The following is a 19,673-nucleotide window of genomic DNA, read 5'->3' on the forward strand; positions in this document are numbered from 1 at the left end:
GAAAAATCACCATTTTGTAAATTATTTAAACGTTAGAGAGCAAGCACGATGTTCCTCTTCACTATTTTGTTTATTATAGCCCGGTCTCCATTTCTCTTTAGGAATGACACCATCATTTTCCAATAAAGCGAGAGAATGGTATTGCTGGACAGAATCACTACATTCTTCACACCAGCGCAAATCTTCTGCATCCCAAAAAATGGACATTAAATCACTTCGACTTTTATAGAAAGGAAAAGCAGCTACCAACTTCAGCCATTGGCGCTTATAATACTTTAAAGCAGTATAATAGTCATCAAAATGTTGTATAGATACGATATTAGCTTCCCAGTCATCAAAAAACCACCAAGGCTCATCTTTGCCATACATTTCAATCACACAATACACCTGCTTCACCTCCCTTTGTTCTGTTTATTATATCGGGAATGCTAAATTTTTTAAACAGATATGCTCCATTATACAAGTTTTTCGCCATTTGCTCAAAAATGTAGAAAAAGTGGCATTATTTTGATTAGTACTTTTTCATTCATCAAATAAGAAAACGAGACTCTTCTTAAGCCTCATTTCCAATTTATTAATACAAATCAAGGTAGTTATCTACTTCCCATTGGGAAACGAAAGTGGCATAGCTTGCCCATTCGATGCGTTTTGCTTCTACAAAACTTGTATAGATATGACTACCCAAGGCAGCTTTTACAACTTCATCTTCTGTTAGTGCTTTCACAGCATTGTGGAGAGTAGATGGAAGATCCGTAATCCCTGCTTCTTTGCGTTCTTCTGCTGTCATCACATAGATATTTTCTTCAATTGGATCAGGAGCCTCAATTTTATTTTCAATCCCATGAAGTCCAACTTCAAGAAGGACAGCCATAGCAATATAAGGGTTTGCCATTGGGTCAACCGAACGCAATTCCAAACGAGTCCCCATACCGCGTGAAGCTGGCACACGAACAAGCGGAGAACGGTTCCGTCCAGCCCAAGCAATATAAACAGGCGCTTCATATCCCGGAACCAGACGTTTGTATGAGTTAACAGTTGGGTTCATAATCGCTGTATAATTGTAGGCATGTTTAATCAAGCCACCAAGAAAATAATAAGCTGTTTGTGATAATTGCATACCGTTTGGATCTGCTGGATCAAAAAATGCATTTTGACCATCTTGATCAAAAAGTGACATATTACAGTGCATACCTGAACCTGCAATACCAAATTTTGGTTTTGCCATGAACGTTGCGTACAGACCATACTTACGAGCAATTGTTTTAACAACCAGTTTAAACAACTGAATCTTATCACAGGCACGAAGTACTTCATCATATTTGAAGTCAATTTCATGCTGGCCAATAGCTACTTCATGATGACTAGCTTCTACTTCAAAGCCCATTGTCGTTAAAACATTGACAATTTCACGACGTGTGTTATCCGCAAGATCCGTCGGAGCAAGGTCAAAATAGCCCCCCTTATCATTTACCTCAAGAGTTGGATCACCATTTTCATCCAATTTGAAGAGGAAAAATTCTGGTTCAGGACCCAAATTAAAGGATTTGAAACCAAGTTCTTCCATATGTCTCAAAGCACGCTTCAAGTTTCCACGCGGATCACCTTTAAAGGGAGTTCCTTCTGTTGTATAAACATCGCAAATTAGCCCTGCGACACTGCCATTTTCATCTCCCCAAGGGAAAACAGTCCATGTATCCAAGTCAGGATAAAGGTACATATCTGACTCATTGATACGCACAAAACCCTCGATAGAAGAACCATCGAACATCACTTTGTTGGACAAAACTTTATTCAGCTGTTCATCTGTCGCCGGAATTTCGACATTTTTCATCGTTCCTAAAACATCTGAAAACATCAGACGGATAAAGGTAACATTTTTTTCTTTCACTTCGCGACGAATGTCAGCTACTGTAATTGACATGAGTATCTCCTTATGAAATTTTAAAGAATTGATATTGGTCAATGCATACGACCAAATGGTGGAAGGGAAGAAGCAAAGCGACCTTGTTGTAAAATGTCGTTATGAAGGGCTCGACGAACATCTTTCTCGCTCACCGGTTTTTTGTATTTCGCTTCACGCTCAGCATATTTCCGTTTAATAGCAGCAATATTGTAACCTTCTGAAATGTAATCTTTAATTTCCAACAAGCGATCCATATCATTTAATGAATACATGCGCCGATTTCCTTCATTTCGATCAGGCTTAATCAATGCTTGATCTTCATAATAACGAATCTGACGTGCCGTCAAATCTGTTAATTTCATAACGCTACCAATGGGAAAAACAGCCATATTGCGACGAAATTCCTTTTCCTTCATTGCAAATTCCTTTCTCATGCTCTATTATAGTCCGAAAAAATTTCTATGTCAAGGGATCATGTTATATTTTCTAACATTAATTTTTGCTTTTTAATTTCACTACTTTTCGCAGGCGATCAACATCAGAATTAACCATCATGGCAACAAAAACTCCCATAAAGGTTTCAAATACTCTCGCAAATACATACAAAACAGTTTCTCCTGTCGGAATCGACAAGGTAATAATTAACATAGCAGAAACACCGCCAATCACACCTGCTTTATTGTTCATCGCAACATTTGTCATAATCGTTAACATCGTACAAATAGGAACGACCAGTAAGGTCACCCAAAACTGCTCATGAAACAGGTTATTGGTGAGAAAGAAGAGCAAGGCATACAAACCACCAATGCTATTCCCTAAAATACGAGAGGTTCCAAAATGGACGCTTTTATCAAAATCTTCGCGCAAACTGAAAACAGCCGTCAGAGCACCAATCTGTAACCCTTTCCAGCCAAAAAGCCCAAAGACAAGCAGGACAATAAAAACCGCGACCCCCGTTTTAAAGGTTCGCATTCCTAATTTAAATTTCGCCTTATCAAACTTATACTTCTTAAAATAACCCATTCATGCATTTCCTTTTACCTTTATTCTAACATATTTTAGAGAAAAGATAATAATGATTACAAGAAATGAAAACAATTTCTTTTCATTCTAAAAGGTTGAAGCTTGTGCCACAAATCCTAACTGCAACCTTCAAGTACTGCTGTGAGCAATCAGCTACTGCAGTCATCATTTATGATTACATAAATTTGAGACTGGAAATTTTTTGTTCCAGTCTCCTTTAGAATTATTGTTCCGTAAGTGCTGCAAGAGCTGGCAGTACTTTATCTTTACCTCCACTGATTTTCTTAGCTCACTTCGTTTCGCAGAAAATCTAGCGTGTGCACTAGAAAAGAGCTGACATCCAGCTCTTTTCATCTACTTATAGCGCAATAGCTGAATGGCAGTTCACTTCGCTAAGCTCGTGACCAACCTATTCAGCCTTGCAGGGTTCAACTCTTCCAGTGGATGAGTTGAAGTTGTTCCCTAAAAATCAGAAATGACAATCAACGAAATCATAGATTTCTGACTGACCGCCTTATTTTTCTGTAAGAGCAGCCAATCCTGGCAATACTTTACCTTCAAGAAGCTCCATGCTTGCGCCTCCGCCTGTAGAAATCCATGAGAACTTATCTGCACGGCCAAGGTTGATAGCTGCTGCTGCAGAGTCACCACCACCGATGATTGATTTCACGCCTGGTTGTTTCACGATAGCGTCCATCACACCAATTGTACCAGCTTGGAAGTCAGGGTTTTCAAAGACACCCATAGGTCCGTTCCAAACAACTGTTTTCGCACCAGTCAATTCTTGATCAAATTTAGCGATAGATTTTGGACCGATATCCAAACCAAGGAAGCCTGGATCCACTGCTTCACCTTCAGTATCTTTCACTTCAGTGTAGTCAGCAAATGCGTTTGCTTCTTTTGAGTCAACTGGCAAAATGAGTTTACCGTTTGACTTTTCAAGGAGAGCTTTTGCAATGTCTAATTTATCTTCTTCTACAAGTGAGTTACCGATTTCGATACCTTGTGCTTTGTAGAAAGTATAAGTCATACCACCACCGATAAGCACTTTATCAGCTTTTTCAAGAAGATTTTCGATAACACCAATCTTATCTGATACTTTAGAGCCACCTAGGATTGCTACGAATGGACGAACTGGATTTTCAACAGCTTCTTTGATATAAGCAATTTCGTTTTCAAGAAGGAAACCTGCAACTGCTTTCTCAACGTTTGCTGAGATACCTACGTTAGATGCGTGAGCACGGTGAGCTGTACCAAAAGCATCGTTTACAAAGATACCGTCTCCAAGTGAAGCCCAGTATTTACCAAGTTCTGGATCGTTTTTAGATTCTTTCTTGCCATCAACATCTTCAAAACGAGTATTTTCAACAAGAAGGACTTCTCCATCTTTCAGGTTATTGATAGCTGCTTCAAGTTCTGCTCCACGAGTTACTCCTGGAAGGAAAGCAACATCTTGACCTAATTTTTTAGCTAAATCAGCCGCAACTGGTGCAAGAGATTTGCCTTCTTTATCAGCTTCTTCTTTTACACGTCCAAGGTGAGAGAAAAGAATAGCACGTCCGCCATGTTCAAGGATATACTTGATTGTTGGAAGAGCAGCTGAGATACGGTTGTCATTTGTGATAACTCCGTCTTTAAGCGGCACATTGAAATCAACGCGAACAAGGACTTTTTTGCCTTTCAATTCAACGTCTTTAACAGTAAGTTTTGCCATGTTACAAAAACTCCTTTTTCTATTTTATACGAAACTATTATATCATATTTTCTAAAAGTTTTCTTGATATAAAGAAAGTTTTCACAAAATAATTTTGAATATGAAAAGAGCCGAGAAAACTCGACTCTTTATTATTCTACTGGAGTGGTTTCTTCCACAGGTTCTGTTACAGTTGTATCTTCGATAATTTCGACTTCATTGACAGCTTGCGGTTCAAGGTTACGGTAACGAGCCATACCTGTACCAGCTGGGATAATTTTACCAATAATAACATTTTCCTTGAGACCAAGCAAGTGGTCTTTCTTACCACGGATAGCCGCGTCTGTGAGGACACGAGTGGTTTCTTGGAAGGAAGCAGCTGACAAGAAACTATTTGTTTCAAGAGATGCTTTAGTAATTCCCATGAGGACTGGGCGAGCAGTCGCAGGAACTCCGCCAGAGATAACCACATCACGGTTAGCATCGGTAAAGTCTGTGATATCCATGAGTGTACCCATGAGAAGGTCTGTATCTCCTGGATCCATAACACGCACTTTGCGAATCATCTGACGAACCATTACCTCAATGTGCTTGTCACCGATTTCTACCCCTTGGCTACGGTAAACTTTTTGTACTTCAGCAAGCAAGTAAGTTTCAACAGACAAGACATCACGAACAGCCAGCAAGTGCTTAGGCTGGATAGATCCTTCTGTCAGAGCAGCGCCACGAGAGATTTTATCCCCTACTGCTACTTTCATACGAGCTGTAAATGGTACTACATATTCCCCTTCACCAGTTGCACCTTTAACAAAGACTTTCTTAGTCCGAGTAGAAGCGTCTTCTTCAATTGCAGTCACTTCGCCTTTAACTTCAGTAATAACTGCTTCCCCTTTCGGATTGCGGGCTTCAAAGATTTCTTGGACACGAGGAAGACCTTGTGTGATATCGGTATTAGACGCAACACCACCCGTGTGGAAAGTACGCATTGTAAGCTGTGTACCAGGTTCACCGATAGATTGGGCAGCAATCGTTCCGACTGCTTCACCGACTTCAACCGCATCGCCCGTTGCCAAGTTGATACCGTAACAACGACGGCAAACTCCATGACGTGTATTACATGTAAAGACAGAGCGAATAGTGACTTCTTCGACACCAGCGCTAACAATCTCATGCGCCATATCTTCTGTAATCAATACGTCTGGACCAACGATGACTTCGCCTGTTTCAGGATGTTTAACAGATTTCTTCGTATAACGACCAATCAAGCGTTCTTCTAATGGCTCAATCATTTCCTTACCATCAGTAATTGAGCGGATAACAAGACCACGATCGGTTCCACAGTCGTCTTCACGGATAATCACATCTTGCGCCACATCAACCAAACGGCGAGTCAGATAACCTGAGTCAGCTGTTTTAAGGGCTGTATCAGTCATCCCTTTACGAGCACCGTGAGTAGAGAAGAACATTTCCAAAACAGACAAACCTTCACGGAAGTTAGATAGAATAGGCAATTCCATGATGCGGCCATTAGGAGCGGCCATCAAACCACGCATACCAGCAAGTTGCGAGAAGTTAGAGATGTTACCACGGGCTCCAGAGTCCATCATCATAACGATTGGGTTCTTAGAATCTTGGTTGGCAACCAAACGTTTTTCCAATTTTTCACGAGCTGCACGCCATTCAGCAGTAACTGCATTGTAGCGTTCATCGTCTGTAATCATCCCACGACGGAATTGTTTGGTGATTTGTTCCACACGTTTATGTGACTCTTCGATAATTTCTGCCTTGTCTTCAACGACTGGAATATCGGCAATCCCTACTGTCAAGCCTGCTAACGTTGAATGGTGATAGCCGAGATCTTTCAGACGGTCAAGGAAAGCAGATGTTTCAGTTGTACGGAAGCGTTTGAAGATTTCAGCGATGATATTTCCAAGATTTTTCTTCTTGAATGGCACATTTAATTCCAGCTTACTGATAGCTGCTTTGACATCTTGACCATGTTCTAAGAAATACTTAGCTGGCACACCTTCTGCCATGTTTGAGGCATTTGGCTCTTGCAAATATGGCAATTCATCTGGCATGATATCATTGAAAAGAATCTTACCCACTGTTGTCAAGAGGATCTTGTGTTTTTGATTTTCTGTCCATGGTTTGTTTAAACTATCCGTCGCAATCCCAACACGCGTATGTAAGTGAACATAACCATTGCGGAGAGCCATTACAGCTTCATCACGGTCTTTAAAGACCATTCCTTCTCCTTCACGACCAGCTTCTTCCATAGTCAGGTAGTAGTTCCCCAAGACCATATCCTGTGACGGTGTTACGACTGGCTTCCCGTCTTTTGGATTGAGGATGTGCTCAGCAGCCAGCATGAGAATCCGTGCTTCTGCTTGAGCTTCTTCTGACAAGGGCACGTGGATAGCCATTTGGTCTCCGTCAAAGTCGGCATTATAAGCCTCACACACAAGTGGGTGTAAACGAAGAGCCTTCCCGTCAATCAAGACTGGCTCAAATGCTTGAATTCCTAATCTGTGAAGCGTCGGTGCGCGGTTAAGGAGCACTGGGTGTTCTTTAATCACATCTTCTAAAATATCCCAGATGCGTTCATCATTCCGTTCTACCAAGCGCTTAGCAGCTTTGACATTTTGCACAATATCACGCGCTACAATTTCGCGCATGACAAATGGCTTGAAAAGCTCAATAGCCATTTCACGTGGCACACCACATTGGTACATCTTGAGTGTCGGACCAACTGCAATAACCGAACGTCCTGAGAAGTCAACCCGTTTTCCGAGCAAGTTTTGACGGAAACGTCCTTGTTTCCCTTTGAGCATGTGGCTCAATGATTTGAGCGGACGGCTTCCTGGTCCAGTAATAGGACGACCACGACGACCATTGTCAATCAAAGCATCAACCGCTTCTTGCAACATCCGCTTTTCATTTTGCACGATGATTCCAGGAGCATTTAGTTCCAAAAGACGTGCCAAACGATTATTCCGATTGATAACACGACGGTAAAGGTCGTTCAGGTCAGAAGAGGCAAAACGTCCACCGTCCAACTGAAGCATTGGACGTAAGTCTGGCGGAATAACTGGCAAGATGTTTAAGACCATCCATTCTGGCTTGTTACCAGATTTTTGGAAGGCATCTAAAACATCCAAACGACGAATAGCCTTGACACGTTTTTGACCAGTTGCCGTTTTTAATTCATCTTTGAGCTCTGCAATTTCTTTTTCCAAATCTACTTGTTTCAAGAGATCTTGAATTGCTTCAGCACCCATTTTTGCAACAAAGGAGCCTTGACCATATTCCCGTAAGCGTTCACGATATTCCCGCTCCGTCATAATGGATTTGTGTTCAAGTGGTGTATCTTTAGGATTAATCACCACATAAGCTGCAAAATAGATGACTTCTTCAAGAGCACGAGGGCTCATGTCCAAGGTCAAGCCCATTCGGCTTGGGATTCCTTTAAAATACCAAATATGAGAGACAGGTGCTTTCAACTCAATATGTCCCATACGTTCACGACGAACTTTAGTACGAGTTACTTCAACACCACAACGGTCACAAATGATTCCTTTATAACGAATCCGTTTATATTTTCCACACGCACATTCCCAATCTTTCGTAGGACCAAAGATGACTTCATCAAAGAGTCCTTCACGTTCTGGCTTTAGTGTACGGTAGTTAATTGTTTCAGGTTTCTTCACTTCCCCATAAGACCAAGAGCGGACTTTACTAGGTGAAGCTAGGGTGATTTGCATGCTTTGAAAACGATTTACATCAACCACTATTTCTTACCTTTCTTTATTATCTATTGAATCAGTTCTTATTCTTTTCCTTCAGCTTCAAAAGCTGCTCTCGCTTCTTGAGCTGCCTTTTCACGCGCTTTTTCAAGGTCATCTACGTGAATCACATCGTCATCCATGCCTTCATCCAAGTCACGAAGTTCTACTTCATTGTCATCTTCATCTAGGACGCGCATGTCAAGACCAAGCGATTGTAGTTCCTTGACAAGGACACGGAAGGACTCTGGGACACCTGGTTTTGGAATTGGTTTGCCTTTAGTAATAGCTTCATAAGCTCTCAAACGGCCATTGATATCATCTGACTTGTAGGTCAAGATTTCTTGAAGGACGTTAGAAGCACCGTAAGCTTCCAAAGCCCAAACTTCCATCTCTCCAAAACGTTGTCCACCAAATTGTGCTTTACCACCAAGAGGTTGTTGCGTAACGGTTGAATAAGGACCAACTGAACGAGCATGAAGCTTATCATCTACCATGTGGTGAAGCTTAATCATATACATGACCCCAACGGATACACGATTATCAAAGGGCTCACCCGTACGACCATCATAAAGGATTGTCTTAGCATCACTATCCATACCTGCTTCACGAACGGTATCCCAGAGATCGTCTGCGCTAGCTCCATCAAAGACCGGCGTTGCAATGTGGATACCAAGGTTGCGAGCAGCCATACCAAGGTGAAGTTCCATAACTTGTCCGATATTCATACGGGATGGTACCCCAAGTGGATTCAACATGATATCAACCGGCGTTCCATCTGGAAGATAAGGCATATCCTCTACTGGAACGATACGGGAAACAACCCCTTTGTTCCCGTGACGTCCTGCCATCTTGTCCCCAACACGGATTTTTCGTTTTTGGGCGATATAAACACGCACCAACATATTGACGCCTGACTGCAATTCATCACCATTCGCACGAGTAAAGATTTTTACATCACGAACAACACCTGCACCACCGTGTGGTACTCGAAGGGATGTATCACGTACTTCACGAGACTTATCACCGAAAATTGCATGAAGTAGACGTTCTTCTGCGGACAAGTCTTTTTCACCTTTCGGCGTTACTTTACCGACAAGAATGTCGCCTTCTTTTACCTCAGCACCAATGCGGATAATTCCCATTTCGTCAAGGTCTCTCAAAGCATCTTCCCCGACGTTTGGAATTTCGCGCGTGATTTCTTCAGGTCCGAGCTTTGTATCACGTGTTTCTGATTCAAATTCTTCCAAGTGAACAGATGTATAAACATCATCTTTCACTAAACGTTCACTCATAATAACGGCATCTTCAAAGTTGTAACCTTCCCATGTCATATAAGCAACGATTGGATTTTGTCCAAGCGCCATTTCACCTTTTTCCATAGAAGGTCCGTCTGCGATAAAGTCACCTTTTTCAACTGTATCGCCAACTTTTACCAGCGTACGTTGGTTGTAAGAAGTACCAGAGTTTGAACGGCGGAATTTCGTAATATGATAGACATCAAGTGAACCATCTTCACGACGAACTTCAACTTTGGCTGCATCAGAATAGACAACTTTACCGTCGTGTTGGGCAATAATCGCCGCACCAGAGTCATGAGCTGCTTGGTATTCCATACCAGTACCAACATATGGTGCATGCGGATCAATCAACGGTACCGCCTGACGTTGCATGTTGGCACCCATGAGAGCACGGTTTGAGTCGTCATTTTCAAGGAAAGGAATACATGCTGTCGCAACCGCAACTACCTGCTTAGGCGATACATCCATGAAGTCTACTTGATCTGAAGGAAATTCTTGGTTGTTCCCTTGGTGACGTCCCATGACAATCGCTTCTGCAAAACGACCATCTTCTGTTAATTTAGAATTTGCTTGCGCTACGATAAATTCATCTTCTTCGTCCGCTGTCAGCCAAACGATTTCATTGGTGACCAGACCTGTTTCACGACCCACTTTACGATACGGCGTTTGGATAAAGCCATATTTATTCAAGTGCCCATAAGAAGACAAGTTATTGATCAAACCAATGTTTGGTCCTTCAGGTGTTTCAATTGGACACATACGTCCATAGTGGGTGTAGTGCACGTCACGCACTTCATATCCAGCACGGTCACGAGTCAAACCACCAGGTCCCAAGGCTGACAAACGGCGTTTGTGAGACAATTCAGACAGTGGGTTGTGTTGGTCCATGAACTGAGACAATTGAGATGAACCAAAGAATTCTTTAATCGCTGCTGTGACTGGGCGGATATTGATGATTTGTTGCGGTGTCAACACTTCATTATCTTGCACACTCATGCGCTCGCGAACATTACGCTCCATACGAGACAATCCAAGACGTACTTGGTTAGCAAGCAATTCACCAACGGCACGAATCCGACGATTTCCCAAGTGGTCAATATCATCCACACGACCAAGTCCTTCAGCGAGGTTCAAGAAGTAATTCATCTCAGCCAAAATATCTGCTGGCGTAATCGTATGAACACGATCTCCCGGGTTAGCATTACCAATAATAGTTACCACACGATCTGGATCAGTTGGTGCCACCACTTTGAATTTTTGAAGAACGACTGGATCCGTCAATACAGCTGCATCATTTGGAATATAAGTAATTTTATTCAAATCACCGTCCAAGTATTCTGCAATGCTATCAATGACACTACGTGTCATAACAGTTCCAGCTTCAACCAAGATTTCACCTGTTTCTGGATCTACCAAAGGTTCTGCAATCGTTTGATTTAACAAACGTGTTTTAATGTTTAATTTTTTATTGATTTTATAACGACCAACTGCCGCCAAGTCGTAACGATGTGGATCAAAGAAACGAGCGACCAATAGACTACGTGAGCTATCAGCTGTTTTAGGCTCACCTGGACGAAGACGTTCATAGATTTCTTTGAGTGCTTCATCTGTACGTGAGTCCATCGGATTTTTATGAATATCTTTTTCAATCGTATTACGAACAAGTTCGCTATCTCCAAAAATGTCAAAGATTTCATCATCACCAGAGAAACCAAGTGCACGAACAAGCGTCGTAAATGGAATCTTACGAGTACGATCAATTCGAGTGTAAGCAATATCTTTTGAATCAGTTTCCAGTTCTAACCAAGCTCCACGATTCGGAATAACAGTCGAACCATAACCAACTTTCCCATTTTTGTCTACTTTATCATTAAAGTAAACACCTGGCGAACGAACAAGTTGAGATACGATAATCCGCTCACCACCATTGATAATAAAGGTTCCCATTTCTGTCATGATTGGAAAATCACCAAAGAACACTTCTTGCGTCTTGATTTCACCCGTTTCTTTATTAATCAAACGGAAAGTCACAAAAATAGGTGCAGAATAGCTGGCATCATGGATACGTGCTTCTTCTAAAGTGTATTTAGATTCTTTAATTTCATAACCAACAAACTCTAGCTCCATTGTATCTGTAAAGTTTGAGATAGGAAGTACATCTTCAAATACTTCTTTCAAACCATGGTCAAGAAAATCTTTGAACGAATCCGTCTGGATTTCAATCAAATTTGGTAAATCAAGAACTTCCTTGATTCTTGAAAAACTACGACGAGTACGGTGTTTCCCGTATTGAACTTCATGTCCTGCCAAGTTTTTTACTCCTTCTTTCTACATTCTCTATCACTAGGATAAAGTAGCAATTTCATTTGTCCTTTCTGCTGAATTTTTAGAATTTTTAAATTTTGATGACAAAACACAAAATTCCTAAAAATAGGCACAAAAAGAGCAGCTAAATCTGACTCTAAAAGTATGATTTAACTGCTGTAAGCTTTATATGGACAATATTTCAAATAAAGCAGACGACAAATTATTAATAATATTATACCTTAATTTACTCCGCTTTTCAAGCTCCTTTACTTATGAAAGTGTTTTTATTTTATATCAATAGCAAAGCTAGCCAGCTAATGCAATACTTTTATAATATTGTTTGTCCAGTGATTAAGATGGATTTAACATTGCATTTCTCCAATTAATTAAATAGATAATATCTGTGACGTCACTCTATATGATTTAAATCTATGATTCGATCAAAATATTGTAATAGATGTTTATCGTGTGTCACAATAATAATTGCTACCCCCTTATCTCTCAATCCTTGCAATGCTTTAATGACAAACAAACCATTTTCTTCATCCAATGAAGCTGTGGGTTCATCTGCAAAAATAACTTTAGGACATTTTAATAGCATTCGTATCAATGAAATTCGCTGCTGCTCACCACCACTTAATTGAAAAATATACTTATTTAAACAATCTTTCCCTAACCCAAAATCTTCTAAATATTGGGTTATTAGTTGTCTATCTTTTGAGATAAAATTTAAATTCTTAAAAACTGTTTCGTTATCTATAAGAGCAAAATTTTGAAATAAGAAACCAAAGACTTCTTTAAAATACTTTTTTCGTTGTTGTTTATTAATCTTGTTTCCATAAATGAAGATCTCTCCAGCATCAATCTCATCCAATTGTCCTAGACAATTTAACAATGTCGTTTTCCCTTTGCCACTATCCCCAATGATACCAACTATTTCCCCTTCATTTACAACAAATGATAAATTTTGAAAAATCACTTTCTCTTTATAACTTTTAGAGATATTTCTAGCTTCAATTACGTTCATTTCAGTCTCCTTTTTTTAGTGTTGTCAAGCGTTCTCTTTTTTCAAAAAATAGAAGCAATAGAGCGTACATGGCAGTATCAATAAAAAGAATTCCACTTATAATTGAAAAGACAGTCATATTTAGCCAAAATACTATCATTAATGTCACAAATGATATGGCTAGCATAGATAGTAAAAATTGTGCATGACGTTCCAGAAAAGATTTCCCAAACAAATACCAAATTATAATTTTCTTCCTTTCAACTTCCAGATAAGTCATGATTAAAAAATAATTGATGATGGCAAAAATCACACCGCTTGCTACTACACCTACCAGCTTCAAATATAATTGTGATTGTATCATATTCAACTTACGAAGTGCTTCTTCACGACTAGAGATTAGACCCGCAAAATCTTCTTCTAATCGATGAGTTTTGATATATTTCGCGATAGGAACAGTATCTTTGAATAAATAACGTCCTTGCGATACTTCAGCAACTAGGACATCTGAATTTTTTCCAAATAATTCAATGGCTCCCACCAAAATGACCGGATTATAAATAGTCGTTTTTGTCAAATCAGATGTGTTAAAATTAAAAATTTGTTGATTGGCTTTCGAAACAAGAACCTCTATCTCTCCTTCATAAAGCTTTTTATAGCCGGTCCTGACATTCTGGTGGAAAGTAATGATTTCTCGCATAACTTGTATAATTTGCTTTTGCTTAGAGATGAGGTTTTCAGGAACAATTACATAAAACTTATGCTTAGTAAGCTGCCCAATTCGGTCACCTTTTGGAGTATAGATTGGCACTTCCTTTAAAAATTGATGATTAACAACCATATAGTTCGAAAAAGGAGGAGTCTTATCTTCTGATTTAAGCATATTAATTTTTTTATACTCAGCAAAAAGGCCACCTGTTGCTTCACCCAGTGACAAGATATCGGCAATCGCTTTCCGAGACTTTCGGTCTCTTTCTTCACTTTCTGCTTGATTACTATACTTTCCAGAAATAAGTGTTGTATTTTCACTAAAAGTGAGTTGTGCATAATTCGGTATTTTTTGCCAAATCGCCAATGTTTTCTCTATTGTTCTTAATGTTTTCACATCCTTAAAACCTTGAAAAAGTGTCACAGCACACACACTTAAAACAAACACTTTGATTAGTACATTAAAAACCAACAACTTTTTATAGGGTTTCTTTTCCTTTATTTTTTCTGTAATAGAAGACAGCCCTTTAGCCACAAAAATTGATACAAGGTGACTTAGTTGTAAAAGGAAGAAAACTAAAAGAGCCGCTGTCATGAAAAACGGAAGTCCTAAAGGAAAATAGATTGCTGAAAAGAGAAAGTACATAAACAACAGAAGAGCTTCAATCTTTGAAGCGCCAAATAATAGACTAAAAATATTGCGCCCATGCAATTCAAGAATTCCTATTTTTTTAGAAAGAGACAGGGAAACAAATAAATCAATCAGAAAAATGATAAAGCTAAGAAAGAATAATAGAAATCCCAACTCATTAGAAAAAAACTGAGTAAGGATGAGCCTCAGCATATTGCGCTCAATCTCAACCTTTAAGCCCAACTCTTTTAACAATTGAATAAATTTTTCAGGTATCTCTTTTTTCAAATAATAGATACCTAAAGGGTTTTCAATCGTTAACGAACTACTTTTCTTGAATATAACCTTATCCTTGAGACATGACGTATCATAACGATAGGCTCGATTAGATGGAAAATAATAAACATTTTTTTGAGAATGTCCTTTAGGAGATGTTCCGAAAGTAACTTTGTATATCTCAAGGTTTTGCTCGCGAGAAAATTTCTCTAATTCCTTATAAATTGTTGCTGAAGATTTAACTTTATCCCAATCCACCACCTGAATTGAGGCCTTAGCATGAGGAATAGAGAAGTGATAGGTTTCTTTGATAAGCTGACTAAGGTAAAAAAACAACGTGGCTAAAAAAGTAAAAACAACCACCCAATATATTTTTTTCATACGCCTCCAAAAATTTTGCCATTCAGTATAAAATTGGTGGAGAAAACCAAACCTTCTCTCCACCAATTCTTTTGTATATTACGAATCAACAAACGAACTTTGCATAATTAATAATAATGCCAATACGCCCTATTGCCAGATGGTATACGATTAACTTCTGTATAAGCGCTTGAGCGGTTAGAGGCATAAGACTTACTAGTTGTTTTCCCACAAGCGTATATAACAACATTATTGTTAGTTTTGGGGTGGCTATTCCATCTAGCCCAGACCTTACCAAACCAAAGATGTCCCGTCACTCCACCTGAAAAACCAAATGTTTCAGCTGCAGCCAAAAGCCCTACTGATAACATTAAAATAACCGCCGTGCGTTGAAATATCTTTTTGAACATGATATTCCTACATATTATTTTTTTATTATTTCAGAAGCTTCCTTATAACCTAATGAATAGTAATTTGTAAAAACACTTATTGAAAACGTTTTATCGCGTCCATAATACCATAGTTATAATTTCTTTGTCAATGGAATTTTTCTTTTTTTACACCTTATTTACATTAAGAGAAATAATATTATTTTTATCATAACTATTAGTTTATGGGTTGCATACAACAGACTAAAAATTGCATATTTAAAAAGAACACCCCGATTTTAAAAATGAAATGTTCTTTTTACCATTCGTTATTTTCCTAAAAGTGCTTCCCAAGCTTTTTGATAATCACTGTCTGTCCCACCAATTCCAAATTTATAAGTTGTAGTCGGCGCTCCGTTTTTGGCCCAGTAACTTGTGACTGTTTGGCCAGTTGCATTAATCGTACGGCCATTCACACTGACATTTCCAGATTTTTCACCAGTTGCTTTAAGGACATTTGATTTAATAACGCTAGAATCAAGATTAAACTTATCTTTAACACCCCAAATACTTGGATCTGCTTGGTAAATTGCATTCACCAAATGAGCCATGTACTGCGCATTGTTATTGTAACCCGTTAAAGCCGCCATTGAGGCATTGTTATCGTGACCAATCCAACCGCCTAATGTTAATTTAGGAGTAGATACCATGAGCCACATATCTCCATTATTGTTAGTTGTACCAGTTTTCCCAATCCAATCAGCATTAGCCAAGCCGCTATTGATCTGTGTTAAACGAGATTTGAAAGTCGTTGTAGCACCTGAACTCAGAACTCCACGCATGAGATGTTGCATAATTGTCGCTGTTGCTTTGGAATAAACTTGAACAGGTTTTGTTTTATGCTCATAGACAACTTTCCCGTCTTTTGCCGTAATCTTTTCAATCATATAGCGCTTTTGATACGCTCCGTTGTTAGCTAAGGTTTGAAAACCATTCGTGTGTTGGGCAACAGATACTTCAACACCACCTCCCATTGGTAGGCTTTCAATATCATAATTATCAATCTGATAACCCATTTTTTCCATATACCCTCGGACATTGACCCCTTTGTCGCGAAGTAATTTATAAGTCCAATACGCAGGAATGTTCCAAGAAGTATTTAAAGCTTCCTGTAAATCCATCATCGCTGTTCCACGACTGTCCACATGCATAATGGGATCGCCATTAGAGAAATTTGCTGGATAATTAGACAGCATGCTGGCACTTCCCATCAGACCTTGGTCAATGGCTATACCATAAGCTAAAATCGGTTTAATCGTTGAACCGGGCGAGCGCTCCGTATCAAAAGCGTGGTTGTTTTGATTAGAAGCATAATTACGTCCTCCTATAAAACCCAAAACAGCTCCTGTACGATTGTCCATGAGAACGTTTCCGGCTTCAACTGCACCCGTCCCATCATCTAATACATTACCAAAATTAGCAACCGCTTTTTGCATAGCATTGTGAACTTTTTTGTTAATCGTTGTAGTAACAGTATAGCCACCATCGCTTAGCTCTTTTGCTGCTAATTCTTGATAAGCCCTGACTGTTGCATCATCTTTCAATTCCTGTTGTGAAACATTATCCCGACTAATCAAATAATCATACATTGCCTTTTTCGCTTCTTTCAGAGCAACGTAATATAAGTAATCATGCGAATTTTTTGAAGAGCGATCGGCAGGTAGAAAATCCCGTTTTAAATCATAATCTTTGTACAATCGGTATTCATCTTTACTAATCGCACCAGTTCGATACATATTATAAATGACTTTTTTTGCACGATTGAGTCCCAATGTCATGTCTTTAGCACTTTTTCGACTACCATCAGCCGTGTAAGGAGAATAGACAATCGGACTTTGTGGCAGCCCAGCAATAAAAGCTGCTTGAGGAACTGTCAATTTGCTGGCAGGAACTCCAAAAATTCCTTGTGCAGCTTCTTCCACACCAGCAATATTTTGCCCTTTGTTATTTCTCCCAAACGGTGCCACATTCAAATAAGTCGTTAAAATATCGTCTTTGCTCATGTAGCGTTCTAAAGCCAGCGCATCAATGATTTCTGATGCTTTACGACTAAAGGTTGGAGCATCGCCGACAACTTGTTGCTTGATTAACTGTTGAGTTAAGGTAGAACCTCCACTTGAGGAACCAATCCCTGCAACAGAGCCTAGCGTCGCCCGCAAAACAGCTTTTGTGACAACCCCATTGTGCTTCCGAAAATTCTCATCTTCTGTCGCAATGACTGCTTTTTTCACATTGTCAGAAATATCTTTACTCTTAATTGGCACTCGCAACAAATCACTATCAATGGCTGAAATGGAGCTGCCATCAGCATATTTTAATTCAGAAATGGTTGAAATATCTTGAATTTTTTTGATGAGCTCTTCTTTTTTAGGAGTTTCAACCTTGTCAAAGATTCGTGCACCATAGCCTAATGCAATGCCTCCACCAAACAAGCAACCTAAAAAAACAAACACAAAAAAGACATTTGATAATAATTTCAGAGTACGAAGGACAGTCCCGCCAACACTCCAAAGTGTCCAGCTTTCTTTTTCATTTTTGCTAGGACGATTTGTTTGAAAAAATTTCTCAAACAATCGTTTGATCTTTTCAAAAACTTGTTTACTCATTCTTTCTCCTTGAACTTTCTCTGCCTATTATAGCAAATTTATGAAACTTCTGACAACAGGAAAGGCAATCCTTGGCTAGAATCATTGTTTTTTTAAAATTATTTTTGCAATTTTACTACCTTCTAATGGCTGTTTGTGATACAATGTTACAATAACTAGAAATTTTATAAAGGAGAGACAGATATGCACATTTTTGATGAGCTAAAAGAACGCGGTTTGGTTTTTCAAACAACTGATGAAGAAGCATTGCGCAAAGCCTTAGCGGAAGGAAATGTTAGTTTTTATTCTGGCTATGATCCAACAGCTGACAGCCTGCACCTCGGTCATCTTGTACCAATCCTTGTCATGAAACATTTACAGTTGGCAGGTCACAAACCCTACGCTCTCGTCGGCGGTGCAACTGGCTTAATTGGCGATCCATCATTTAAAGATACAGAGCGGAGTTTACAAACAAAAGACACAGTTGAGGGCTGGGTACGGAGCATTCAAGCGCAAGTATCGCGTTTTCTTGATTTTGAAAATGGCGACAACAAGGCTGAAATGGTCAACAACTACGACTGGTTCTCTGATATTAGTTTTATTGACTTTCTACGCGATGTCGGAAAATATTTCACCGTCAACTACATGATGAGTAAAGAATCCGTAAAAAAACGGATTGAAACAGGGATTTCTTATACCGAATTTGCTTACCAAATCATGCAAGGCTATGACTTTTTTGAGTTAAATCGGCAATACGGTGTCACTTTGCAAATCGGTGGTTCTGACCAATGGGGCAATATGACTGCTGGTACTGAATTGCTTCGTCGGAAGGCAGACAAAACAGCTCATGTCATTACAGTGCCTCTAATCACAGACGCAACTGGCAAGAAATTTGGGAAGTCAGAAGGCAACGCTGTATGGCTCAATGCCGATAAGACCAGTCCTTACGAAATGTACCAATTCTGGATGAATGTCATGGACGCTGATGCCGTTCGTTTCCTTAAAATTTTCACTCTTCTTCCGCTTGATGAAATCGAAGAAATCGGGAAACAATTTGAAGCAGCTCCACATGAGCGTTTGGCACAAAAAATCTTAGCACGGAAAGTCGTTACACTCGTGCACGGTGAAAAAGCTTACAAAGAAGCACTCAACATCACCGAGCAACTTTTTGCCGGAAATATCAAAAATCTTTCTGTCAAAGAGCTTAAACAAGGTCTCCGTGGTGTGCCAAATTATCAAGTGAAAGCAGATGACAATCTCAATATCGTGGAACTTTTGGTAACGGCTGGCGTTGTCAACTCTAAACGCCAAGCGCGTGAAGATGTCCAAAACGGTGCTATTTATGTCAATGGCGAGCGCATTCAAAGCCTTGACTACACATTAACGGACGCTGACAAATTGGAAAATGAACTAACTGTTATTCGTCGTGGTAAGAAAAAATATTTTGTTTTGACTTACTAAATAGGAAAGAGAGCAATCAACTACTACATCGTTGGTTTATTGCGCTATATACTTTGAAGCTGGAGACTTTTCGCTCCAGCTTCTTTTCATTCTCACTTAGCAAAAAGCATATTACCATAGTGCTTGTTTTAGCTCCAACCGCTTTAAAAGTGTGGTTCATTTTAAAATTCCCTTTCTTTATCTACTTGTCAAAGCATTCCTCACAT

At 39.5% G+C, this 19,673-nt stretch carries 12 protein-coding genes; 1 reads left to right on the top strand and 11 read right to left on the bottom strand.

Features of this window, described 5'->3' with window-relative positions; genetic code table 11:
• Nucleotides 1-21: 21 nt before the first annotated feature.
• The 11 genes from ANG_RS10075 to pbp1b all read right to left on the bottom strand — a co-directional run bounded on the left by ANG_RS10075 (nt 22) and on the right by pbp1b (nt 18,027).
• Nucleotides 22-387 (bottom strand): DUF1033 family protein, encoded by a 366-nt coding sequence (locus ANG_RS10075; protein WP_022525692.1) that lies wholly within the window; start codon nt 385-387, stop codon nt 22-24.
• 187 nt (nt 388-574) lie between these two features.
• Nucleotides 575-1,921: a type I glutamate--ammonia ligase gene (gene glnA / locus ANG_RS10080; protein ID WP_025272015.1), complete on the bottom strand. Its 1,347-nt coding sequence runs from the start codon at nt 1,919-1,921 to the stop codon at nt 575-577.
• Nucleotides 1,922-1,959: 38 nt separating this feature from the next.
• Complete coding sequence (locus tag ANG_RS10085) at nt 1,960-2,319, bottom strand: MerR family transcriptional regulator (RefSeq protein WP_003073972.1); 360 nt, start codon at nt 2,317-2,319, stop codon at nt 1,960-1,962.
• Between the two features lie 76 nt (nt 2,320-2,395).
• The gene (locus tag ANG_RS10090) at nt 2,396-2,926 is read right to left on the bottom strand and encodes an FUSC family protein (RefSeq protein ID WP_003033434.1); all 531 of its coding nucleotides are present in this window, start codon (nt 2,924-2,926) and stop codon (nt 2,396-2,398) included.
• Nucleotides 2,927-3,440: 514 nt separating this feature from the next.
• A complete protein-coding gene (locus ANG_RS10095) occupies nt 3,441-4,640 on the bottom strand; it encodes a phosphoglycerate kinase (RefSeq protein ID WP_003033487.1) in 1,200 nt (399 codons plus the stop codon).
• A gap of 131 nt (nt 4,641-4,771) precedes the next feature.
• Nucleotides 4,772-8,410 (bottom strand): DNA-directed RNA polymerase subunit beta', encoded by a 3,639-nt coding sequence (gene rpoC / locus ANG_RS10100; protein ID WP_003033451.1) that lies wholly within the window; start codon nt 8,408-8,410, stop codon nt 4,772-4,774.
• Nucleotides 8,411-8,448: 38 nt separating this feature from the next.
• On the bottom strand, nt 8,449-12,015 hold the full coding sequence (gene rpoB, locus ANG_RS10105) for a DNA-directed RNA polymerase subunit beta (protein ID WP_003033474.1): 3,567 nt from the start codon (nt 12,013-12,015) through the stop codon (nt 8,449-8,451).
• Between the two features lie 406 nt (nt 12,016-12,421).
• Nucleotides 12,422-13,039: an ABC transporter ATP-binding protein gene (locus ANG_RS10110; RefSeq protein WP_003033446.1), complete on the bottom strand. Its 618-nt coding sequence runs from the start codon at nt 13,037-13,039 to the stop codon at nt 12,422-12,424.
• Nucleotide 13,040: 1 nt separating this feature from the next.
• Nucleotides 13,041-15,014: a hypothetical protein gene (locus ANG_RS10115; RefSeq protein ID WP_003033453.1), complete on the bottom strand. Its 1,974-nt coding sequence runs from the start codon at nt 15,012-15,014 to the stop codon at nt 13,041-13,043.
• 107 nt (nt 15,015-15,121) lie between these two features.
• Nucleotides 15,122-15,403 carry a hypothetical protein gene (locus tag ANG_RS10120; RefSeq protein ID WP_003033466.1) on the bottom strand — a complete coding sequence of 94 codons (282 nt, stop codon included), beginning with the start codon at nt 15,401-15,403 and terminating at the stop codon, nt 15,122-15,124.
• A 287-nt stretch (nt 15,404-15,690) separates the two neighbouring features.
• Complete coding sequence (gene pbp1b, locus ANG_RS10125) at nt 15,691-18,027, bottom strand: penicillin-binding protein PBP1B (RefSeq protein ID WP_003033448.1); 2,337 nt, start codon at nt 18,025-18,027, stop codon at nt 15,691-15,693.
• A 183-nt stretch (nt 18,028-18,210) separates the two neighbouring features.
• On the opposite strand from pbp1b, the gene tyrS reads away from it, so the two are divergent.
• Nucleotides 18,211-19,467: a tyrosine--tRNA ligase gene (tyrS, locus tag ANG_RS10130; protein ID WP_003033470.1), complete on the top strand. Its 1,257-nt coding sequence runs from the start codon at nt 18,211-18,213 to the stop codon at nt 19,465-19,467.
• The last annotated feature ends 206 nt before the right edge of the window (nt 19,468-19,673 follow it).

Origin of the sequence: Streptococcus anginosus subsp. whileyi MAS624 (assembly GCF_000478925.1) — a bacterium.
In the GTDB taxonomy this organism is placed as follows: Bacteria; Bacillota; Bacilli; order Lactobacillales; family Streptococcaceae; genus Streptococcus; species Streptococcus whileyi.